Annotated in this window: 26 protein-coding genes; 7 read left to right on the top strand and 19 right to left on the bottom strand. The window is 46.9% G+C overall.

Annotated features, from left to right (window positions below; genetic code table 11):
• Positions 1–19 precede the first annotated feature (19 nt).
• Genes PSE7367_RS19645 through PSE7367_RS19630 form a run of 4 tightly spaced genes read right to left on the bottom strand, consistent with a single transcriptional unit; the run spans position 20 to position 2,011 of the window.
• The gene (locus tag PSE7367_RS19645; RefSeq protein WP_156800577.1) at positions 20–271 is read right to left on the bottom strand and encodes a hypothetical protein; all 252 of its coding nucleotides are present in this window, start codon (positions 269–271) and stop codon (positions 20–22) included.
• The gene (locus PSE7367_RS19640; protein ID WP_015146301.1) at positions 234–761 is read right to left on the bottom strand and encodes a hypothetical protein; all 528 of its coding nucleotides are present in this window, start codon (positions 759–761) and stop codon (positions 234–236) included. Before PSE7367_RS19640 ends, PSE7367_RS19645 begins: the two co-directional genes overlap by 38 nt.
• A gap of 42 nt (positions 762–803) precedes the next feature.
• Positions 804–1,739 carry a HEAT repeat domain-containing protein gene (locus PSE7367_RS19635; protein ID WP_015146300.1) on the bottom strand — a complete coding sequence of 312 codons (936 nt, stop codon included), beginning with the start codon at positions 1,737–1,739 and terminating at the stop codon, positions 804–806.
• 32 nt (positions 1,740–1,771) lie between these two features.
• A complete protein-coding gene (locus PSE7367_RS19630) occupies positions 1,772–2,011 on the bottom strand; it encodes a hypothetical protein (protein WP_015146299.1) in 240 nt (79 codons plus the stop codon).
• A gap of 642 nt (positions 2,012–2,653) precedes the next feature.
• Here PSE7367_RS19630 and PSE7367_RS19625 point away from each other — a divergent pair.
• Both PSE7367_RS19625 and cpcA read left to right on the top strand, forming a co-directional pair.
• Positions 2,654–3,172, top strand: a complete 519-nt coding sequence (locus PSE7367_RS19625; RefSeq protein WP_015146298.1) for a phycocyanin subunit beta — start codon at positions 2,654–2,656, stop codon at positions 3,170–3,172.
• Positions 3,173–3,367: 195 nt separating this feature from the next.
• On the top strand, positions 3,368–3,856 hold the full coding sequence (gene cpcA, locus PSE7367_RS19620; RefSeq protein WP_015146297.1) for a phycocyanin subunit alpha: 489 nt from the start codon (positions 3,368–3,370) through the stop codon (positions 3,854–3,856).
• Positions 3,857–4,061: 205 nt separating this feature from the next.
• On the opposite strand, the gene PSE7367_RS19615 is transcribed toward cpcA, so the two are convergent.
• Positions 4,062–5,270, bottom strand: a complete 1,209-nt coding sequence (locus PSE7367_RS19615; RefSeq protein WP_015146296.1) for a class I SAM-dependent methyltransferase — start codon at positions 5,268–5,270, stop codon at positions 4,062–4,064.
• A 304-nt stretch (positions 5,271–5,574) separates the two neighbouring features.
• On the opposite strand from PSE7367_RS19615, the gene PSE7367_RS19610 reads away from it, so the two are divergent.
• The gene (locus PSE7367_RS19610) at positions 5,575–5,790 is read left to right on the top strand and encodes a hypothetical protein (RefSeq protein ID WP_015146295.1); all 216 of its coding nucleotides are present in this window, start codon (positions 5,575–5,577) and stop codon (positions 5,788–5,790) included.
• 13 nt (positions 5,791–5,803) lie between these two features.
• On the opposite strand, the gene PSE7367_RS19605 is transcribed toward PSE7367_RS19610, so the two are convergent.
• The 3 genes from PSE7367_RS19605 to PSE7367_RS22285 form a co-directional block, all read right to left on the bottom strand.
• A complete protein-coding gene (locus PSE7367_RS19605; RefSeq protein ID WP_015146294.1) occupies positions 5,804–6,406 on the bottom strand; it encodes a Uma2 family endonuclease in 603 nt (200 codons plus the stop codon).
• A gap of 82 nt (positions 6,407–6,488) precedes the next feature.
• Positions 6,489–7,091 carry a Uma2 family endonuclease gene (locus PSE7367_RS19600; protein WP_015146293.1) on the bottom strand — a complete coding sequence of 201 codons (603 nt, stop codon included), beginning with the start codon at positions 7,089–7,091 and terminating at the stop codon, positions 6,489–6,491.
• A gap of 82 nt (positions 7,092–7,173) precedes the next feature.
• Positions 7,174–7,311: a hypothetical protein gene (locus PSE7367_RS22285; RefSeq protein WP_413773417.1), complete on the bottom strand. Its 138-nt coding sequence runs from the start codon at positions 7,309–7,311 to the stop codon at positions 7,174–7,176.
• Here PSE7367_RS22285 and PSE7367_RS19590 point away from each other — a divergent pair, their 5' ends adjacent.
• Positions 7,312–7,617 carry a HigA family addiction module antitoxin gene (locus tag PSE7367_RS19590; protein ID WP_015146292.1) on the top strand — a complete coding sequence of 102 codons (306 nt, stop codon included), beginning with the start codon at positions 7,312–7,314 and terminating at the stop codon, positions 7,615–7,617.
• A gap of 16 nt (positions 7,618–7,633) precedes the next feature.
• Here the strand turns inward: PSE7367_RS19590 and PSE7367_RS19585 are convergent, their stop codons facing one another.
• Positions 7,634–7,864, bottom strand: coding sequence for a hypothetical protein (locus tag PSE7367_RS19585; protein WP_015146291.1), 231 nt, complete (start codon positions 7,862–7,864; stop codon positions 7,634–7,636).
• 264 nt (positions 7,865–8,128) lie between these two features.
• On the opposite strand from PSE7367_RS19585, the gene PSE7367_RS19580 reads away from it, so the two are divergent.
• On the top strand, positions 8,129–9,094 hold the full coding sequence (locus PSE7367_RS19580; RefSeq protein WP_015146290.1) for a protochlorophyllide reductase: 966 nt from the start codon (positions 8,129–8,131) through the stop codon (positions 9,092–9,094).
• Between the two features lie 326 nt (positions 9,095–9,420).
• Here the strand turns inward: PSE7367_RS19580 and PSE7367_RS19575 are convergent, their stop codons facing one another.
• A complete protein-coding gene (locus PSE7367_RS19575; RefSeq protein WP_015146289.1) occupies positions 9,421–9,642 on the bottom strand; it encodes an addiction module protein in 222 nt (73 codons plus the stop codon).
• A 93-nt stretch (positions 9,643–9,735) separates the two neighbouring features.
• Between PSE7367_RS19575 and PSE7367_RS19570 the strand changes: the two genes are divergently transcribed.
• Positions 9,736–10,326 carry a Uma2 family endonuclease gene (locus PSE7367_RS19570; protein ID WP_015146288.1) on the top strand — a complete coding sequence of 197 codons (591 nt, stop codon included), beginning with the start codon at positions 9,736–9,738 and terminating at the stop codon, positions 10,324–10,326.
• Positions 10,327–10,571: 245 nt separating this feature from the next.
• Here the strand turns inward: PSE7367_RS19570 and PSE7367_RS19565 are convergent, their stop codons facing one another.
• The 7 genes from PSE7367_RS19565 to PSE7367_RS19535 form a co-directional block, all read right to left on the bottom strand.
• Positions 10,572–11,306, bottom strand: a complete 735-nt coding sequence (locus PSE7367_RS19565; RefSeq protein WP_015146287.1) for a phycobilisome rod-core linker polypeptide — start codon at positions 11,304–11,306, stop codon at positions 10,572–10,574.
• 84 nt (positions 11,307–11,390) lie between these two features.
• Positions 11,391–12,416: a phycobilisome rod-core linker polypeptide gene (locus PSE7367_RS19560; protein ID WP_015146286.1), complete on the bottom strand. Its 1,026-nt coding sequence runs from the start codon at positions 12,414–12,416 to the stop codon at positions 11,391–11,393.
• 299 nt (positions 12,417–12,715) lie between these two features.
• Entirely contained in the window at positions 12,716–13,078 is a 363-nt protein-coding gene (locus tag PSE7367_RS19555) for a hypothetical protein (protein ID WP_015146285.1), read from the bottom strand.
• On the bottom strand, positions 13,047–13,670 hold the full coding sequence (locus PSE7367_RS19550) for a chromophore lyase CpcT/CpeT (protein WP_041700298.1): 624 nt from the start codon (positions 13,668–13,670) through the stop codon (positions 13,047–13,049). Before PSE7367_RS19550 ends, PSE7367_RS19555 begins: the two co-directional genes overlap by 32 nt.
• A gap of 72 nt (positions 13,671–13,742) precedes the next feature.
• A complete protein-coding gene (locus tag PSE7367_RS19545; protein ID WP_015146283.1) occupies positions 13,743–14,294 on the bottom strand; it encodes a phycobiliprotein lyase in 552 nt (183 codons plus the stop codon).
• 226 nt (positions 14,295–14,520) lie between these two features.
• Positions 14,521–15,306 carry a phycobilisome rod-core linker polypeptide gene (locus tag PSE7367_RS19540; protein WP_015146282.1) on the bottom strand — a complete coding sequence of 262 codons (786 nt, stop codon included), beginning with the start codon at positions 15,304–15,306 and terminating at the stop codon, positions 14,521–14,523.
• A gap of 284 nt (positions 15,307–15,590) precedes the next feature.
• Complete coding sequence (locus PSE7367_RS19535; RefSeq protein WP_015146281.1) at positions 15,591–16,439, bottom strand: phycobilisome linker polypeptide; 849 nt, start codon at positions 16,437–16,439, stop codon at positions 15,591–15,593.
• Between the two features lie 885 nt (positions 16,440–17,324).
• On the opposite strand from PSE7367_RS19535, the gene PSE7367_RS19530 reads away from it, so the two are divergent.
• Positions 17,325–17,993: a HEAT repeat domain-containing protein gene (locus tag PSE7367_RS19530; protein WP_015146280.1), complete on the top strand. Its 669-nt coding sequence runs from the start codon at positions 17,325–17,327 to the stop codon at positions 17,991–17,993.
• A 6-nt stretch (positions 17,994–17,999) separates the two neighbouring features.
• Here PSE7367_RS19530 and PSE7367_RS19525 read toward each other — a convergent pair whose 3' ends face one another.
• Both PSE7367_RS19525 and PSE7367_RS19520 read right to left on the bottom strand, forming a co-directional pair.
• Positions 18,000–18,779 (bottom strand): pentapeptide repeat-containing protein, encoded by a 780-nt coding sequence (locus PSE7367_RS19525; protein WP_015146279.1) that lies wholly within the window; start codon positions 18,777–18,779, stop codon positions 18,000–18,002.
• A gap of 60 nt (positions 18,780–18,839) precedes the next feature.
• Entirely contained in the window at positions 18,840–19,280 is a 441-nt protein-coding gene (locus PSE7367_RS19520) for a Tic22 family protein (protein ID WP_015146278.1), read from the bottom strand.
• Positions 19,281–19,406: the final 126 nt, after the last annotated feature.

The following is a 19,406-nucleotide window of genomic DNA, read 5'->3' as shown; positions in this document are numbered from 1 at the left end:
AATTAAAGCAAAATAATAATTAAGCCGATCGCAACTGCTCTTGGTAAGCAAGCACCGCCTCGAACTGCTGATCTGGCTTCACATAACTGGCCAGCAGCTTTAGATCGCAATTGGGTAATAATTTACTAGTTGTTAGTAGTTCATAACCGCTGAATAGCTCGATATCATCCTTACTTTCCTTTTTATCAGGATTATCAGGATTATCAGGGCTTTCTGTCCGTAAATGATAAATCTTAAATTGTGCCGCTTCCCACACTATGCATAGTGCCATTCCGTACATCCTCTATCCCTGGCACATAGAAACCTGCTGATTTTAAGCGCTCTACCAGTAGATCTAGTTCAGTTAGGGAAATGGAAATTACCACATCCAGATCACGGGTACTCCGGGGTTCGCCATAGGCAGAAGCGGCAATTCCGTTAGTGATGTAGTGGGGAATTGCCAATGTCGTTAAAATTTCCTGTAATTGCAAGGCCAGAGTAATCGAGTCTTGAATCCAACTCATGGCATTTCCTTGAGGCACGAAGCCACCTGGGACATCATCACCTAAAAAAGCCTGGGCTAGTTTTTGAGCCAGTTGAGCTTTAGACCAATGAGGTTGGTTCTGCTGCCATCCCGCCAAACATAGCTGGCGAATCGACTGGGTCAGCCCTGCACTCATCTTTAAGCGATCGCTATTGGTGCGTTGTCGCAACAGCGCAAATTCAAACTGATCGGTAATCGGACTGGTATCAGTTGCCTGGGGTCGATAGTTGGCTGGCATGACCATTTAACCATTTAGACATTTAGACATTTTTGCCAAAAACTACCAATCGCTGTCTTCCTGGCGTTCCAGTTGGGCGATCGCTACTTTGGCCAAAACCCGAATTACATTCTCTTCATCTGCCAACAATGGCTTGAGTGGTGCCAATGCTGCTTGATCGCCAATTTTGCCCAAGGAATTGATCGCCGCCTTGCGCACATCCAAATCGCTATCATTCAGTGCCAGAATTAAATTTGACACTGCTGGGGGATAATTAATTTGACCCAAAACCGCTGCTGCCTCGGTGCGAATCAATGGTTCGGGATCGGTGAGTGCAGCAACTAATAAGCTACAGGATTTCTCGTCTGCTTGCTCCTGCGCCACCTTGCCGATCGCGCCAATCACCGCACAGCGCACATCCAACGAAGCCGAATCCAGCGCTTGATATAAATATGCCGTGGCCTCGGAGCCAATGAAAGCCAATGCCCAGGCCGCATGTCCTTTGGTCTCTTGGGGAATGCTCTGATCGGCCAGAATTTCCAACAGGGCTGGCACCGAAGCTTCACCGGTTCTGGCCAGAGCCCCCGCCGAAGAACCTTTTACGACCGTATCTTCATCATTGAGAAACGAATGAATCAAAGTTGGCACCGCAGTGGGATCGGCGATCAGGGTCAGGGTTTTGGCTGCGGCTCGTCGCACCACCACATTCTCATGGCTGCTCAGCGCGGTTAACAAATAAGGTGTCGCGGCTTCACCCGTATCACCCAGGGTTTCTGCAAACCGCAATCGCATCAGTCCGCGCGTGTCGCCCAGTCCTTCGACCAATTGCTGCATCACCGCCGCATTCGTGTCGTCGAAGGTGCCCATTGAAATTTGGTCATTCACCCGCGTCACCAGCTCATCATTAGCGCTGTGGATCGCCGTTAGGTTAGTGGGATCAGCGGCATCGATCGAATTAGTTGAATTAGTTGAATTAGTTGAATTAGTTGAGTTACTCATCACCAGTTCTTATGCTAATTAGCCCATTAATCCTAATTACCACTGCTAGCGGTTTCCAGGCGTTGGCGCAGTGCTTCCAGGTTGGCATCAATTTGCGCCAGACTGGGTTCCAGGTTTGCCATGGTTTGCTTTTTAGTGATCTTGGCCTTTTGTGCCATTTTCATGGTGTCAGCAACCAATCGCTGCCGGTATTGTTCTAGTTCACCAATGATTTCGGTTAGTTCTTCAATTGTGGCTGAATCAGCAGATTGCAGGTTGGGAGTATTAGTCATAACTTCTTATCTTTTTATCTTTATAGTCTCTTATTTATAGTCTCTATTATCTATATGCTCTATTTAAGGCTAAGCGCCATTTTCTCACATTTGCGGGCGGCAACGATCGCACCCATCAACTGGAATTAACCGCATCAAAACCCAGCCAAATCCAAGCTTAATGGTTAGATTTGGTCGATCGATTATTTGTAACGGAACATTAAGCTAAACTGGCCTGTTAATCCTTACAAATGGCTAAAACCAGTCAATATCCATGAACTACCTATAAAGGTAACGAAGTGTTGCGTGATTTTGTTACTGTTTGTAAACAATCGATCAACAAAGCGCTCGTTATAGGATAAAAATTGAAGAGAGGTTAACGTATTTAACCAACAGCTTTTTGAAAAAGTGCTAGTGCAATCGAATATTTCTAGTTGCTCAGTGTTTACTCAATATTTGCTCAGTCAACTTGAATTATTAGATTTAGCTAGCTAGTTAAATTCTTAAGGTACTTTATTGAATTACTTGATCTCAAGGTTTGAATAAAGTGCTATTTAAATCCACTCCCAGAATATTCTTGATTTACGGATCGTGCGTTCTGGATTAAGTGTGGCTCGTATTCAATTTACACTTTTACGCTAAGAAAATTAGGAGATTCCATTTATGTTTGACGCGTTTGCCAAGGTCGTCGCCGAAGCCGATACCAGAGGTGCTTACCTAAGTGCTTCTCAAATCGATGCCCTAAGTTCCATGGTTGCTGAAGGCAACAAGCGCTTGGATACTGTAAACCGGATCACCAGCAACTCTTCTGCGATCGTTGCTAATGCTGCTCGTGCTTTGTTTGATGAGCAACCTCAGCTAATCGCTCCTGGTGGTAATGCATACACCAACCGTCGTATGGCTGCTTGCTTGCGCGATATGGAAATCATCTTGCGCTATGTCACCTATGCAATCTTCGCCGGTGATGCCAGCGTATTAGATGATCGCTGCTTGAATGGTCTTCGTGAAACCTACCTAGCCCTGGGTACTCCTGGTGCTTCCGTAGCCGTCGGTGTGGGCAAGATGAAGGATGCCGCGATTGCGATCGCTAATGATCCTAATGGTATTACCCGTGGTGATTGCAGCAACCTAATGTCTGAAGTTGGTGGCTACTTCGATCGCGCCGCTGCTGCTGTAGCTTAGTGCCATCGCTTAGATGATTCTAAGTAATTAATTCTAAGTATTTTTAGAGCAACCGATATGCTTGGCATTCCTAGCGTCTGAATTATTAATTAGATTAATTAGATTATTCAGGTTAATAATCCGCTGTGCTGCATATTTAGCTCGCTCCTTATCTATAAACAAATCGTTAAGTATACAGAGAGAAATCTTTAGATCATGAAAACCCCTTTAACTGAAGCCGTTTCCGCCGCCGACTCCCAAGGTCGCTTCATTAGCTCCACCGAAATGCAAATTGCTTACGGTCGTTTCCGTCAAGCTGCCTTTGGTCTAGACGCTGCTAAGAGCCTTTCTTCCAACGCTCAGCGTTTGGCTGAAGGTGCTGCCGCTGCTGTTTACAACAAGTTTCCTTACACCACTTCGATGGAAGGCGCTAACTACGCTTCTACTCAACGTGGTAAAGACAAGTGTGTACGTGATATTGGCTATTACGTCCGCATGGTCACCTACTGCTTGATCGTTGGTGGTACTGGCCCAATGGATGATTACCTCATCGGTGGTTTGACTGAAATCAACCGTACCTTTGAACTATCTCCTAGCTGGTATATCGAAGCCCTCAAGCATGTTAAAGCCAATCATGGTTTGAGCGGTGACGCAGCTACTGATACCAATGCTTACATTGATTATGCAATCAATGCTTTGACCTAGAGTCGCTAGAGTCAAGTTTTGCTTGATTACTCGACCTAAATAAATGGCGTTTTAGCGCTATTAACCCTACAATTTGCAGCTACCGATTTTTCCTTAAGTGGATTATGAGCGGTAGCTGTTTGTTTTTAGCTCTAAGCGATAATATAAGCGATAATATAAAAGAATTTATTCCTTAAGCTCCGGTGTAATCGTGAGGCAACCATGATTAAGACTTTGGTGTAAGCAAAATGACCTGCTGTGCCTGGAGCGATCGCACATCGCCTAAGCTCGCCTCAGTCTGTGCTATGACTTCCGCCACTGATTTAGATTCATGCCGATCGCAAGCCTTGAGGAACTGCCAGGCCGCATCTTCTAGCTTCACAATCTGGTAATCATAATTAAAGAAACTAGCACTATCACGCCAACCCTGGGTGCAAGGGCTTGGTGCTGCGATCGCTGCTAATAATTTCTGATCATCTGACCAGTCTTCCTTTTGAAAAGGTGGCTTTGCTAAAAAGAATTCATAATGGGTAATCGCACTGGGGTCGAGTAGCTCGATTAAGCGGTAACGCTGGCGATCGCTCAGATTCTTTGCCCTTTCGATCAACTCTGGCGCTTGGCCAATTAAGTGATCCAATTGCCACACCTGGGGATTAGAAAAGCCCACAAACTCCAGACCAGAGGCATCGATCAACTCAAATACCGTGTTTACGTTGTAGTCAATCTCCTGGGGATGCACATACATATCTGCGAAGTAGCCATCCCGTTGATTTTCCCATGACCAGCGTTCCTGTTCGCGTTTTTTGAGGCGATTGTCTTCTGGTAAGGCGGCGAAGATGCTGCGACCGATCGCCACACCATCAGTATAATCACCGCGTTTGTCTGCCTGCAGAATCGAAATTGCTTCCTGCATTAAGCTAATCTCCCAGCGACCTAATTCACCATACACAAAAATATGCATAATCCCGCCAGGAGCCAGCTTATCCGCCAGGGCTTGAATGCCGCGCTGGGGATCGGGGGTATGGTGCAACACGCCGACGCAGTTGATTAAACTAAATTCACCCTCTAGTTGCGCCGCATCAAACAAACTAAGGTGCTTGAATTCCACTCTGGTCGCGCCCGACTTCTCGCAGCGTTCTTTTGCTACTTGCAAAGCTCCTGCGCTCAGGTCAATGCCCGTTACCGCTGCTTCCGGGTTCAAATGCACCAGGTATTCAGTGCCCACACCCGTACCACAACCCGCATCCAGGATTCGTACCTGATCGCTGCTGGGTTTGCGATTGGCACAAAAGTTATAGGCAGTTTGCCAATGCCAACGCCAGTTATAGCCTGGGGGTGGTTTATCCAGGAGTGGTTCCGGTGGGAACGGATAGGTGTTGTAGAGCTTGGCAACGGCGTTGCTAATGGTCTCTGGATTGGCTTGGGAGTCTGACATGCTGGGACACTTACTGTAACTTATATGGGGGCTTATATGGGGGCTCAAAGGTTGCTATGTCAGGATACCAGGAATTGGGCGATCGCTAGCAAGAGAAAATAGTCAAGATCGCTAAGTTAGAGAATCACCCAATCAGGTGGAGGCGATCGCGGTTTATGGTTAATTAGAATGTGGGCATAATTGAATTGAATTGAATAAATAAAAAGAAAAGCCAACAAATTAACCGCCTTAGATAGATAGATTTTGGCTAAAGCTTAGCTACAATCGACTCATCACCATTAGCTAAGCAAGCAATAATCATTCTATGGATAGCTCCGAACTAGGCGAATATATCACAGCCAACAACGGCATTAGCAAGCCCTGGTTGCTGGTACAAATGCGCTTACTCAAACTGCAAGAAATCAAAGACACCCTGCCTGAGACAGAATATGCCGAACGGCTTGCAGATATTTACCAGGATATGATGAACCTGGGCGAATGGTGGATCGGTCAGGAAGATGAAGTGTTTGGCGATCGCTAAATAGCCGCTTAACTCATTCCCACATAAACCCTAAATCTAACTCAAACCCTGGCAATACATCTTCACCAGACAAGGTTTTAGGCGATTCCAATAATTCTTTTTCTGGCTGAGCATCCTGACCTGACTTTGAAATGGGGCGATAGATTTCTACCTGCTGCGCCTTCGGATTAATCAACCAGCCAAGCTGTGCTCCATTCTCGATATACTCAATCATCTTCGCCTGCACAACTTTCAATTCATCATTAGGTGACATCAACTCCACCACAAAATCAGGGCAGATCGGCGCAAACTTAGTCCGATCGGCTTTACTGAGGGATTCATAGCGATCGTTACGAATCCAACTCATATCAGGGGCGCGAATTGCCCCATTCGGCAAAGTATACCCACCATTAGAATCAAAGCAGTGACCTAGCTTGGTTTTACGATTCCAGATGCCCAGATCTAGATATAAACCAAAATTACGCTCACTTGTTTCAATGCCAGTGGGGGACATAATAATTAAATCTCCTTGGGCGCTGCGCTCAAACCGCAGGTCAGGATTACGGCGACAAAGCATATAGAACTGTTCATCGCTTAATTCTATGACCGATTCCAGATTGAGGGTATGGGCAGTCATGATGGCCTCAAGGTTAGGGTAAGGATTTATCCCCCTATTATAGGGACATTTAGCTTAAACGATCGCTAAACAACCATTTAACTCATTCCCACATAAACCCTAAATCCAACTCAAACCCTGGCAACAAATCCTCACCAGACAAGGTTTTAGGCGATTCTAATAGTTCCTTTTCTGGCTGAGCGTCCTGGCCTGACTTTGAATTGGGGTGATAGACTTCTACCTGCTGCGCCTTTGGATTAATTAACCAGCCCAACTGCGCCCCGTTTTCGATATACTCAATCAGCTTCGCCTGAGTTACAGAAAGGCGATCGCTTTTAGACATCAACTCCACTACAAAATCAGGGCAAATCGGTAGAAATTGATCTTCTGTTTCCATGTTTAAAGCATCTAAGCGTTCCTTGCGCACCCAACTCAAATCTGGAGAGCGAATTGCACCATTTGGTAAAATAAACCCGCCATTAGAGTCAAATCCATAGCCCAAGTCATTTTGCTCAACCCAAGCAGCAAATTTACCAATTAAGCTGAAATTGCGTCTACTGGTTTCATATCCAGTGGGGGACATAATGATTAAATCTCCATTGGCGCTGCGCTCGAACCGCAGGTCAGGATTACGGCGACAGAGTTGATAGAACTGTTCATTACTAAGGTCAATTACCGATTCCAGATTGAGGGTATGGGCAGTCATGGTGGCCTCATAGCTAGAGCAAGGATTTATCTGCCTATTATAGGGACATTTAGCTTAAACGATCGCTAAACAACCATTTAACTCATTCCCACATAAACCCTAAATCCAACTCAAACCCTGGCAACAAATCCTCACCAGACAAGGTTTTAGGTGATTCTAATAGTTCCTTTTCTGGCTGAGCATCCTGGCCTGACTTTGAATTGGGGTAATAGATTTCCACTTGCTGCGCCTTTGGATTAATCAACCAGCCCATCCAGGCAAAATTATTAAACATGCGATCGAATCCACTGGCCTGAACATTGGCGAGGCTGCAACTAAGCTGGGGGTGACGCGGCAAACCCTTTCGCGGGTGATTAATGGTCGCACTTCGCTGTCACCGGAAATGGCGATCCGGGTATCGAAGGCATTTGGCACTACACCGGAACATTGGTTAAGAATGCAACTTGCCTATGACATTGCCCAGATGTATGATGCGATCGATCGGATTCAGGTGGAGCGATTCCCCGAACCCCAGATGGTTACTTAATGTTGAGCTCAGCCCTCTATGGCTGGGATGGGGCAACCTGCTCTAAGGATTCGATCTCAGATCTGGGCTCCTCTTGATATGCCATTGCCGCGATCTGATTCCACCACTCTTCCGTCGTCGAAAAAAGATGGGTTTCCCATTGTTCTTGATCATGTACTGCCGCCAATAACCGTGCCGCGATCGCATCTTGCTGTTCGGGTGGCAATTGTTCGAGCTGGGCGATCGCTAGTTTGAGTAATTCAGTCATCCGTCAACGTGCACCTGCAGCAATCTATTTACTTAAACTTTTAGCATTTTCAGTTTACCCAAGATAGCTTAGGGATCTGTAGTATTGGTTAATAAATCATCCAAAAAGCGTAGATCTGTGCGTAATAATAAACCCGAAGCAGAATCGCCAGAAAATACCAAAACATGACAAACCCTTAACAATCGCGCTATAGCTGCTACCGCTTATGCGATTATCTATTAAGTTGTATAGATACTTAGTAATGATCAAGGGAGTTGGCATAGAATGATAGGGCAATCGAAGAAAACCGTGATCATCACCGGCACGTCTTCGGGCGTGGGTTTATTTGCCGCCAAAGCCCTGGCGGAGCGAGGTGATTGGAATGTGATTGGCGCTTGCCGTAACCTCGAAAAAGCGATCGCGGTGGCCAAGGATTATGGCATTCCGGAAGACAGCTATCAAGTAATGGAGATCGATACCTCCTCGCTGAGTAGCGTGCGTAGCTTTGTACAAAAATTCCGTGAAAGCGGCAGACCTCTGGATGCGCTGGTCTGTAATGCGGCGATCTACACGCCGTTGCAGAAAAAGCCCAAGTTTAGCGAAGATGGCTATGAATTGAGCATGGCTACTAATCATCTGGGGCACTTTTTGCTATGCAACCTGATGATCGAGGACTTGCAGAAATCTACTACGGGCGATCCGCGCATGGTGATTTTGGGCACGGTGACGCACAACCCCGATGAACTGGGTGGTAAGATTCCACCAAGGCCAGACCTGGGCGATCTCGAAGGGTTTGAGGCTGGTTTCAAGGAGCCGATTACGATGGCGAATGGCAAAGAGTTTGAGCCAGTGCGGGCTTACAAGGAAAGTAAGGTCTGTAATATCCTGACCATGCGCGAACTCCATCGCCGCTATCATTACAATACTGGCATTACCTTTACTTCGCTCTATCCTGGGTGCGTAGCGACTACGGCTCTGTTTCGCAATCACTATAAGTTGTTCCAGTTCCTATTCCCCTTGTTCCAGCGTTATATTACCGGTGGGTTTGTTTCGGAGGAATTGGCAGGCGAGCGGGTTGCGGCAGTGGTGGCTGATCCTGAGTTCCGCAAGTCCGGTGCTTACTGGAGTTGGGGCAATCGCCAAGCGGAAGGGCGTGAAGCGTTTATCCAGGATGTGTCGCCCCAGGCGAGTGATTATGATAAGGGTGAGAAGATGTGGGAATGTAGTAAGCAGTTGGTTGGTTTGGCTTAGTATTGAATTTAAAGCTCTCATAGCTCGGTTACTGTTAGGGTAGCCGAGTTTGCCATTTCTTAGGATTTTGTGAACAGTGAAAAACTGCGTAGACTATAATATCAATGCCTGAGTATTCATAGAAAATAACGTAAGGAAAGCGTCGAACTATTGCCCTGCGCTAGCTTTCATATATGACTTGATGAATTTCTGGGTTGCGCTGGAGCAATTGCATACAGGCATCTACGCATCGAAGAAACTCTCGTCCTAGACCGATCTCTTGGTTTTCGTACCAGCTATAAGCTTGGCCTAAGTCATGTTCGGCTTCTGGTAGAACAATTAGGTTTCTAAGCGTCATAATGAATGCGCTGTTTTACTTCTTCCCAAGAACTACCAGAATCAGGATTTTGCAGATAGTTAGCTTTACGCTTGGCTAATTCTTCCTTTTGCCAATCGCGCACCGGCACCTGCTCTGGGGATTCAGCGATGCTATCCCACAGGTCTTCTACGAGTTGCAGTTTTTCGGCGATGGATAATTCAAAAATTTGCGTAAGCGCTGGGTTAGTCATGGCTTTTGGTTAGCTGGGCGATTGCCTCTCAGTTTAGCATTTAAGTTAAATACGTTTAGAATAGACACATAATCCCTTACCACCGGGGCAATCATGTACACTTATATCCTCAATCTGGAATCAGTGCTAGACCTTGATGATGATGCATTCTATCGTCTTTGTGCTAATAATCCTGAAGTTCTTTTTGAGCGCAGTGCCCAGGGTGAATTAGTTATTAATCCTCTTTCCGGTGGCACGAAAGGTATGCAAAATGCACAGTTGATCGGTAGCCTGGGGATATGGAATCGCCAAGCCAAATTAGGTCATGGGTTTGATGGATCGGCTGGGTTTACTCTGCCCAATGGCGCGATCCGATCGCCTGATTTAAGTTGGATTCGCAACGATCGCTGGGATGCTCTGAGCAAAGAAGAACGCGAGAGTTTTGCACCTCTCTGCCCTGATTTTGTGATGGAACTCGTATCGTGGAGCGATAATTTAAAGCTGGTGCAAGCCAAGATGATTGAATATATCGAGAATGGGGCGCAGTTGGGCTGGTTGATTAACCCCGAAGCCAAGCAAGTAGAAATCTATCGCCCTGGTCAATCTTTGGGTCAAGAGAAAGAATTATTAGAGATGCCGCAAAGTCTATCTGGTGAAGACGTATTGCCTGGGTTTGAGTTGGATTTAGGGTTTTTGTGGGAATAACTAAACCGAACTAGGCGGCGAGCTTTTTGCTAGCCTTCTTTCTCTTGATCAAGGAAAACCCACTAAACGTAACAGTAATTGCCCCTCAGCCCCAAGTAAAATACCCCGATCGCCACGATTGAAGTAGCGCTCAGGGCATAACCGATCAATTGAACTAATCAACTGACCACTAGAAACAAGAAAATAAGCAGTTTGGTTAATTAAGCAATTCTCAGCCAGATTAGATTATTAGATTACCTAACTAACTAGTAGCCCAACACCGTCACGCCAAACATCAGCACAATGAATGCAAGCCCAAAATAGAACAAGGCGATCCAGGTCTGTTGCAATTCCTTGGGTAGATTGCGCTGCCATTCCCAGCGGGTATAGCTCAAGCGCGCACCACCCCGACCACCATAGGAAGACTTGGGTAGCTTATCGCGGTAGTCGGTGCCATAGCGAGCCATGTGGTTAAAGGTGGTTTCACCCCGATCGTGTTGGGGCAAAATGCGGCGGCGTTGGTAGGGCACAGTGTGATCGCCGAAGTTATCGTTATATTCATCACTGGCCAAAAGCGCATCCACAAACCCATTCAAGCCAGAGGTAGCCAGCACGATCGACCAGGCGATTTTTTCACGATCGCTATACACATTCCGACCCAGCACCCGCTGTACGCAGATTTCTGCAAACCGATAGTTATTATTGGTATCAAAGACCAGATTACGGAACGATGCCGATAGCAGCAGGCCACGAATAAAGTCCTTAACGGTAATTTGGCCAGAGCGCAGTTGCGATTCTAGGAAACGTTGGCGATAGTGGCTCAACATTTGTTGCTCATTCCAAATCTGTCGATAGGCAGTGGAAATCGAGATATCCACATCAGTTGCTATACCCCCCTGGCCAGCCTTATAGCGATTGGGTTGCTCTTCCCCAGGTACTTCAAAACCATCCACACGATGATTCTCTGACTTGGTGGTGTATTCTAAGAGCGGGATTGACATAATAATTCTCCGAATTCGATTTAATAGCTGTTTACAAGTGGCTTACAAGAGGTTTACAAGAGATTGATCAAGGTTTAAGAAGATTTAAAAACGCCGTTGCCATTTATTCGCTCTGGCAAACCCAATTTCCGCATACCTTCTGGTGTCGGCGATCTGTTCGGTTAGTCTGGCAATCTGGTCTTTCTGGGCTGCCACTTGCTGCGCGATCGAAAGATCCGAGTCGATCGCCCCGCCGCCGGCGCTGGGCTGCCAACCGCTTCTGGCTATGCCTGCTCCTAGGGAAGCAAAGGGGCGCAATTCGGTCAGTTGATTTTGTAATTGGCTGATTTGCTTTGCCTGTTCCTGGAATGTTTGTGACAAGTTTTGGGCGCTGCCAAAGGAACCATAGCCATAGGTGCTTGAACTGGCATAGGATTGCCGTTGGGCGATCGCTGATTTGGGTTTGAATACATCCGCCAGAATTCCGCTTACCCCATCGCTCTGCGGCTTCGCCAGGTTAGCACTGCGAATCAGCGTTTGGGTCAGCTTTGCCTTATTATTAGTGGCAATGTTCTTATCACTACTAGAAGCACTGCGCAGCAATTCAAACATATTCTTGAAACCCATTAGGGGATGACCAGTCTGGGTGCGATAGCCACGATAAAAGGGCACCACGTCATCGCCAAAGGCTGCTTGGTATTCATCACTATCGACATAGGCATCAATTTCTGCTTCAAATCCGCCCCGATCTAGAATATCGCTGTGGGCACGCATTTCATCAAAGTTATTGGGAGCCCGACCCAGCAGGTGTTTAAAGTTCAATTCGATCGCTCGATAGCGATAGCAATTAGCAAAGAACCGGGATTGATATAGTTCTGACTTGGCCAGCCGCCGCACAAATTCCCGCACGCTCAGATCGCCCTGTTTGAATTGCGATTCTAGAGTAATTTGGCGCTCACTATCCATTACATGGGCATTACCAAGCACCTGCCGATAGATGGCGCGAATCGCCACTGCTAGTTCTTCACTGCTGGAGGTTGGCCAAACTCGAATTGGATCGGTTTGCACAAATGAATTGATGCCCAGATCGGCATCGGGATTCACAACTGGATTAACGAAAGTACTGGCCATGCTAATTAAATCCTGCTTATTATTAGTTCTAAGTATAAATACTAATCAATGCCACTAGTTGCTTCTTGAAGTTAAATAAAGTTATTTGAAGCAAAAGTTATTAATTTAAATTGATTTGGCTTAATTAAGTTTAAATTAAGTTTTAAACCATTGATTTTAGTCTATTCCTAGCATTGACTCTATGCTAAAAAAAGACCAATCGTGGTTGGGGTGATTTATGCTTGATCTCTGGATTGCTGGATTTAGGAGTTCAGGCAGTTATCTGTCCTGTCCAGAGTGATCGGGATGATCGGTCAATCTCAAGGCTGGCGATCGAACCGGGTGCGAAAACTGCCATACTTAATCCAATATTGCTTCAGGTCATGGTGGGGAGTATGCAAGCTTGCCCTGGCCTGATAGAGCATCACCTGGCGATGATCGCCCATCCAGATTTTATCGATCGGATCTACGCAAATCACCGCCCCGCCCAACGCCTCCACGCAAATAACGAAGCGATCGACCGCGCCATAGTCCACGGTCTCAAACACAAAGAAACTACCGGAACAGATTAAATGACGACTGCGAATCCAACCTTTAATTTTCTTTTGGGCTTCTGGCGGCAACATTTTGGCTGCGGTTGATGGAGCCAGCTTAGGAATCTTGTTTGATAATTGGGATTTCATCGGCAAAACTCTCGCGTTTCTCAAACTGCAATGGGCCATGTTCAGAGCCCCACACCTGTTCATGGGTATTCACATCCAGACCCCGATCGAGACTGACCCAGGTATTGGCCGTGATTTCCACATAGCTATCTAAGTAAGTCTGGCGGCCATTCTTAGGAATCAAGCATTCCTTTCCTTCCACTGCGCCAATAAAGCGATCGCCCTCGCGCCGAAAGACCATAGCGCAATGATCACGGCGATTGATTGCTGCTGGGGTAATGGTGTTGAGAATGTTCAAATCCCGCGCCGAACCAGCATAGAGCATTGGATCGGTGAGGCCATAATTCTCAATATAAATGCGATCGCCCTGGTCAACCAATTGATGTATCCCCTGGCGATAGGGAGTCCACAGATCATAATCATAGACCTGCTCGGAATAGAAGCCAATCCCAGGGAAAAAGCCGGGCGGCAATGGTCGAAAGAACACCCGAATATGGGCATAATTAATTGGATTGGCCGCTGCTTGCTGATAATTGCTAAAATCCCCCGCCAGCCACTGCGCCAAGGTAACTAAATCACCAGGATTAGTAGTTGGGTTAGGAAGATCGGTCATATCAGCATTGAGCATGATCAGGGATATGGAGGGATATTGGCGCTGGTTAGCTTAGCTTAATTAATAGATAGATTAGCTAGCTTGGCGGATTTCTTGACGAATCTCTTGGCGAATTTCCGAGGAAAACGAAGCCGTTACCACCCCAGAGCCAGCACTAGTTTTAATCAAAGATACGCGGCAGCGCACATTGGGATTAATGAACCAGATTTTCTCCTCGGCGGCAGCCCGATCGTAGGCAGTGGTAAGCACAAACGTGCCATCGGCAGTGAGATAATAATCGCCAGCGGCGGCCATAGTTTCGGCATAACCACGATCGCGCAACAGTTTACCGCGATTGGCTTGGCCTGGGTCGGGAACTGGCACCAGAATGCAGGTTCCTTTTACCTCTTCTTCTTCATCCCAATCGGACTGGCCTTCCCATCTCATCCGAAAGGGCGCAACGGCCGAACCAGGATCGATGTCATGGGCTTTGCATAACTCAATCACCGCCGGATCATGATCGGCCACTACCTCGATCGCAATTTCCGATCGAATCGCCTCAAAATGACCAAACGCCAGATGATGAGCGCTCCGCTGCGATCGCCATTGCCCGATTGATTGCGCCACGAACTCCTTAATATCCATCTATTCCGGTGCCTAGCATCAACTATTGCTTGCTCCTTGGGGGATAGAAATCAGGTTGGAACCATCATTCTGCCCCGTCCAGAATCCAAAGAATACTAAAGTATATAAAGTAAAAAGGATCTCAGCCAGGTCGGCGAAGATCCATAACCCAAATAACAGCCGTCTGATCTGCTCGCCAGTTTTTAGTTAAATTCAATCAAATTCAATTAAATTCAATCAATCGATTTTAACTAACTTCATTAATACTGACCACCTGACCACCGGATTTTTGGATATCCTGCAAGCGGCGGGAAAGCTGATCATAGCTGACTTCAAACACTTTAGTGCGGCTAACGCGGGTCACCCGTGGGCCAGCCTGAGCGCCAGCCACCGTCAGACGATAGCGCTTGGCACGATTGCCTGTACCGCTGAGACTTTGAGCGGGGGGCACAATTTTGGTGGGAATATTCCCAGCAATATCGCGGATCAGCTTGGCAACATTGCTAATGTCGCTGGAGGCATCACCCCGTGCGATCGCAAAGGTGCGATTGAAGCTGACATTCGAGATCCCCGGCTGAGAAGCGTTGCCACGAATATAGGGCACGGTGTCATCACCAAATGCCTCTTTATATTCATCGCTGTCAATATAGGAATCAATCTCCGCCTCATAGCCTTTGGTGTGGTAGGTTGCCATGTGCTCGGCCACCTCGGTCTGGTTTTGGGGAGCCCGACCAAGAAAATGCTTGAAGTTCAGCTCCACAAACCGATAGGCAGAAGAATTCTCAAAGAACATGGTGCGATATAACTCGGATTGACCGATCGCGCGGACAAAATCAGCCACGCTAGTCCTGCCATCACGCAGTTGTGATTCAGCTTCAGTAAGTCTCTGGCTATCCATCACATGGGCATTGCCAAGCACCTGACGGTAGGCCGCCCGAATTACTACTTGCAATTCATCTTCGCTGTTGATGTTGTTCAGCTTATCGGTAATGTTAGTCAATCTAACTGGTTTGCTTTCGAGCCAAAGTGCCATCTTAAAAACCTCAGTAAATAAAAAAAATGAAAATGAAAATAATATAAACAACTTTAACGAATGAGTTCGATCAAGCGATTAAAACTGTTTAGTGAATATGAAATTAGTGAATATGAAAAACACGATTAAATAGATAACCCCAGATACTTGCAGATACTTACGGCTAATCACACCTAGAAGCAAGATAGAATCCTGCTCCTAAGTATTCCTAAGCATTAGTCAAGCATTAGTAATAGCTGCTAGTTGCGCTTAAGCCTAACGGTTATACAGGGGGTATACGGGGGTTATACGGGGGTAACGCTGGCGATCGAGCCACCTTGCTTGTGAATCCGTTGATATTCAGACAGCAGGCGATCGAAGGGGACATAATACACCTGGTTGGAGCGGGCAAATCTAGAAATCTTACAGAAACCAGTTACCTCCAGGCGATAGGTTTTGCTCTTGACGCTTGCCCCAGGAGCCAGGTTAACTCTGGCATTTTCTGGCGGATTGGAGAAGGCTCCACCAGTGGTGGCTGGTGAAGGGTTAATTACTGTGGCTGGGGTTCTGGTGATGGTCAAGGCATTGAGCTTAGGAGCCTTGTCGCCAAAATCACTCTTGAGACTATAGCTAGCTGCGCCGCGCACCATTTGGAACAATTGCGAGAATTGTCTGATGCTCTGACAAGCTTCAGTCTTATAGCCACGGATATAGGGCACAATGTTGTCACCAAAGGCTTCTTGATATTCTTCGCTATCGATGTAGGAATCAATATCAGCCTCATATCCTTCATTGTCATAGATCGAGCAGTGCATTTTGAGCTCATCGTAATCCAATGGGGTGCGGCCGAGCAGATGGCGGAAGTTTAATTCAATCCCCCGCAGGCGATCGCAACTATCAAAGAAGCGAGTCTTGTAGAGATCGGATTTGGCGATTTCCCGCACCAGTTCCCGAACAGTCAATTCATTCCGCTTGAACCTGGATTCGACCGAGGTAAGCCGCTCGCTTTGCATTACATAGGCATTGCCTAACACCTGGCGATAGGCAGCGCGAATAATATTATCGGCTTGCTCGTCGGATTGACCTGGCCACCATTCAAGGGCGGGAGTTTCCTCAATTTGACTGATACCTAAGCGTGAAGCTGTTGGCAGCATTATGCTATATCTCCTGAATTAACGAAAAAGTTTAAAATCTTGTTTCAATATATAAAGCTATTACTAAGCGTACTGGGCGCTTGCTAGGCGTTGACCCAGATTTAGATTAGGCAAGGTTTCGATCGAAACCCTGATAATTACTTGAATCACTCTTTGAATCGCTGAGACCTTGAGCTACTCATTTAAACCATTGTGAATTTTAAATAAATTGCCCGTAAGTTTAACGATCGTGGTTAGTAACCATCTGGCTAAATGAATGGATTACGTTAAGTAATGCTAAGTTATTGGTTTATATAGTTAGCCTTAACCTACTTTCTATCGTATAAAGCGATCGGCCATGAACTGTATGTTACAAACAGTAATAAATGTCAGTAATGTATCGTTACATATCCGAAATATACTCTAATTAGATTGGGTTGGCTGCTTTTTTGGGGCGATCGGTGATAATTAGTTGTAGCAATTTAGAAATATATATAGCCCAGAGATAGTCCTCTAATGCGTTATTTGATTTAAAGAATTAGGAATGAGCCGGTTTTAGGGTTGGTAACGGCGATGGTTTTGCTGACGGTCTGGTGTTCGATTTCTTGTAATTTCTCGCAGGCATTGCAGTGGCGGCCTGGATTAGCCAATCAAATAGCATCTGTAAATACAAAAAATACAAAGACCTGTTAGGGGCTAGTCAAGCTAATGAATCTGGAGGATAGTTAATAGTTAGTTGATGCAATCTGTAATCGATCGAATCAAGATCAATGGGGCTTTGGCAAAACCTATGCCTGAGGTGGGGGGTAGATTTCGGCCTGGGGACTAGAGCCAAACTGGGGCATTGCCTTTACAATTTGTAATATAACCCTGTCACTTTGCCCCACTGCGCCAAAATCACAAATTATGAATATTCAACAAATTGAAACCGATCTCAAGCACCCCGATTTTCATTACCGAATCAAGGCCATAGCTGCGCTACGTGACTTCCCCGCCGAAGTGGCAGTGCCATTACTACGGGAGCATCACCAGGATCGTGAGTTTCTGGTGCGATCGTTTGTGGCGCGGGAGCTGGGTCGCCAAAAAATTCCCGCTTCCTTTGAATTGTTGTTGCAAATGATGCTTTGTGATGACAACCCCAATGTGCGGGCAGAGGCGGCTAACTCGGTTTCGTTGTTTGAAGATATTGCCCCACCTCATCTGGTGCAATCCTTTGCCAGGGATGATAACTGGTTGGTGCGGCGCAGCATTCTGGGTGCGTTGGCGGATATGCAATGTGTGGCGGAGTTGCTGGCGGTGTCGCAACTTGGGATCGCGGGTGAGGATTTGTCAGTGAAGGGTACTTCGATCGCGGCGCTGGCTACTTTGGCCAAGACCGAATTTGCAGCGGCGGCGCTGGAATTAATTCTGGCAAACAATGATTCAACGGTGGAATATGTGCGGATTCGGGTCGCCCATGCGTTGCGCGCTTTTGATGCACCGGAGGCAAGGGAGGCGTTAGCGCAGTTGCGCCAGGATGAATCGCACCGGGTTGTGGGTGCGGCGCTGGAGGGGTTGTTGCCCCAGGATGTTTAAGTATGTTTAGTGAGCTAAACTTTGACGAGTAGTGGTTAGCGTAATCGGATGCAACGTATCCAACTGCTCCGGTGGATAGCTGAGCAATCGCCCCCGTAGCTCCTCAGTCAGGCCGATCGCCATCGAAAAATCCGCCCCAGCGATACTCTCTAATTGTTCAAACTCAATTCCGGTCAAGTCCGCTGCCCGCAGGTCTACGCCAGAAAGGTTGGCATTATTGATCCTGGCCTCGCGCAGGGTTGCCCCGGTCAAAACCGATCGCCGCAAGTCCGCTTGGGATAGTCGCACTCTGGTTAAGTTTGCGCCACACAGATAAGCTCCTCCCAAATAAGCGCCCAGCATGTTTGCCCCAGTCAGGTCAGCATTTGGCAAATTGGCCGTGTTCAAGGGTGCGCCGTTGAGGTTTGCGCCGGGGCCGATCGCGCCGGATGATTGATAGTTAAATCCATCGGGGAAGCTGGTTTTGCGGTCGTAGACTGCGCCTTTGAGTTGAATATCGGTCAGGTTCGCTTGGCTTAAATCAGTACCGCAAAGATTGACCCGATATAAACAAGCACCCTCTAGATTGGCATTGCTCAGGTTCGCGTCGCTGAGATCGGCTGCCCGCAAGTCAGCGTTATTTAAATTCGCATGGCAGAGATTGGCCTGGAAAAGGTTCGCCCTAATCAGCGTGGCACTGCTCAGGTTGGCCTGACTCAAGTCCTGATTGCTCAGGTTGGCTTGGTAGAGGTCTTTACCTGCCAGGTCAATGCTAGCGTGGAGGTGATGAAAATCCCGATCGGTCATGGGGGGTAGGCGATTGCTGCCCCGTTATTTTAGCCTGTTGTGGTTTTGCTTACTGCGGGCTTACTGGGATTGCTCCCTTTGCTGCTCTTGTAAAAAGCTGGCAGATTCAAGCGCTTGTTTGGAAGCTTGAACTCTAACTGTAATATCTGCCTCTGCAAAGGTGTTAAGCGTATCGTAAAACTGAGCCAGACTCACTGCGCGGATATGCGCGATCTGAGCACCGTCTGCCTGCGCCCGCCTAAACACCTCTTGTGCTTCTTCGGGGGAGAGGAAGAGAACCAGGAATTTTTTGCCACTTTTGGAGTTGGTGGATATGAGTGGGTTATCGGCTTGATCGGTAATAAAAAATACCGGAATATCTTGCAAGATGGTTTCGATTGATTCTGTGGATGAAGCGAAAGCTGGTTTATCAGCGACAGGAGTTATGAATATAGGGCTCAGGGCGATCGCTCCTACCAGGCAGGTGTTCGCAGCAAACTTAGTCAAAGATTTCATACGCATGTTTTAGGGTTCCAATTGATTTGGTGTTTATCCTTTCCCATGTTTATAGCCAGGGCAAGGATTTGCGTGATTTTAAAACATACAGGATCAAATGGATTTCTGGTTCATAAAAATAGGGATTTTTTA

It is taken from the genome of Pseudanabaena sp. PCC 7367 (genome assembly GCF_000317065.1).
Lineage (GTDB): Bacteria > Cyanobacteriota > Cyanobacteriia > Pseudanabaenales > Pseudanabaenaceae > Thalassoporum > Thalassoporum mexicanum.
This window is presented reverse-complemented; position numbering and strand designations above follow the sequence as displayed.

Bases quoted from the DNA above. Each gene is read 5' to 3' on its own strand.
- PSE7367_RS19530 (WP_015146280.1), top strand. From the start codon at position 17,325: ATGAATATTCAACAAATTGAAACCGATCTCAAGCACCCCGATTTTCAT.
- PSE7367_RS19580 (WP_015146290.1), top strand. From the start codon at position 8,129: ATGATAGGGCAATCGAAGAAAACCGTGATCATCACCGGCACGTCTTCG.
- PSE7367_RS19615 (WP_015146296.1), bottom strand. From the start codon at position 5,270: ATGTCAGACTCCCAAGCCAATCCAGAGACCATTAGCAACGCCGTTGCC.
- PSE7367_RS19645 (WP_156800577.1), bottom strand. From the start codon at position 271: ATGGCACTATGCATAGTGTGGGAAGCGGCACAATTTAAGATTTATCAT.
- PSE7367_RS19625 (WP_015146298.1), top strand. From the start codon at position 2,654: ATGTTTGACGCGTTTGCCAAGGTCGTCGCCGAAGCCGATACCAGAGGT.
- PSE7367_RS19565 (WP_015146287.1), bottom strand. From the start codon at position 11,306: ATGTCAATCCCGCTCTTAGAATACACCACCAAGTCAGAGAATCATCGT.
- PSE7367_RS19570 (WP_015146288.1), top strand. From the start codon at position 9,736: ATGTACACTTATATCCTCAATCTGGAATCAGTGCTAGACCTTGATGAT.
- cpcA (WP_015146297.1), top strand. From the start codon at position 3,368: ATGAAAACCCCTTTAACTGAAGCCGTTTCCGCCGCCGACTCCCAAGGT.
- PSE7367_RS19585 (WP_015146291.1), bottom strand. From the start codon at position 7,864: ATGACTGAATTACTCAAACTAGCGATCGCCCAGCTCGAACAATTGCCA.
- PSE7367_RS19555 (WP_015146285.1), bottom strand. From the start codon at position 13,078: ATGAAATCCCAATTATCAAACAAGATTCCTAAGCTGGCTCCATCAACC.
- PSE7367_RS19635 (WP_015146300.1), bottom strand. From the start codon at position 1,739: ATGAGTAACTCAACTAATTCAACTAATTCAACTAATTCAACTAATTCG.
- PSE7367_RS19610 (WP_015146295.1), top strand. From the start codon at position 5,575: ATGGATAGCTCCGAACTAGGCGAATATATCACAGCCAACAACGGCATT.
- PSE7367_RS19520 (WP_015146278.1), bottom strand. From the start codon at position 19,280: ATGCGTATGAAATCTTTGACTAAGTTTGCTGCGAACACCTGCCTGGTA.
- PSE7367_RS19575 (WP_015146289.1), bottom strand. From the start codon at position 9,642: ATGACTAACCCAGCGCTTACGCAAATTTTTGAATTATCCATCGCCGAA.
- PSE7367_RS19605 (WP_015146294.1), bottom strand. From the start codon at position 6,406: ATGACTGCCCATACCCTCAATCTGGAATCGGTCATAGAATTAAGCGAT.
- PSE7367_RS19640 (WP_015146301.1), bottom strand. From the start codon at position 761: ATGCCAGCCAACTATCGACCCCAGGCAACTGATACCAGTCCGATTACC.
- PSE7367_RS19545 (WP_015146283.1), bottom strand. From the start codon at position 14,294: ATGGATATTAAGGAGTTCGTGGCGCAATCAATCGGGCAATGGCGATCG.
- PSE7367_RS19540 (WP_015146282.1), bottom strand. From the start codon at position 15,306: ATGGCACTTTGGCTCGAAAGCAAACCAGTTAGATTGACTAACATTACC.
- PSE7367_RS19630 (WP_015146299.1), bottom strand. From the start codon at position 2,011: ATGACTAATACTCCCAACCTGCAATCTGCTGATTCAGCCACAATTGAA.
- PSE7367_RS19535 (WP_015146281.1), bottom strand. From the start codon at position 16,439: ATGCTGCCAACAGCTTCACGCTTAGGTATCAGTCAAATTGAGGAAACT.
- PSE7367_RS19550 (WP_041700298.1), bottom strand. From the start codon at position 13,670: ATGACCGATCTTCCTAACCCAACTACTAATCCTGGTGATTTAGTTACC.
- PSE7367_RS19600 (WP_015146293.1), bottom strand. From the start codon at position 7,091: ATGACTGCCCATACCCTCAATCTGGAATCGGTAATTGACCTTAGTAAT.
- PSE7367_RS19560 (WP_015146286.1), bottom strand. From the start codon at position 12,416: ATGGCCAGTACTTTCGTTAATCCAGTTGTGAATCCCGATGCCGATCTG.
- PSE7367_RS19525 (WP_015146279.1), bottom strand. From the start codon at position 18,779: ATGACCGATCGGGATTTTCATCACCTCCACGCTAGCATTGACCTGGCA.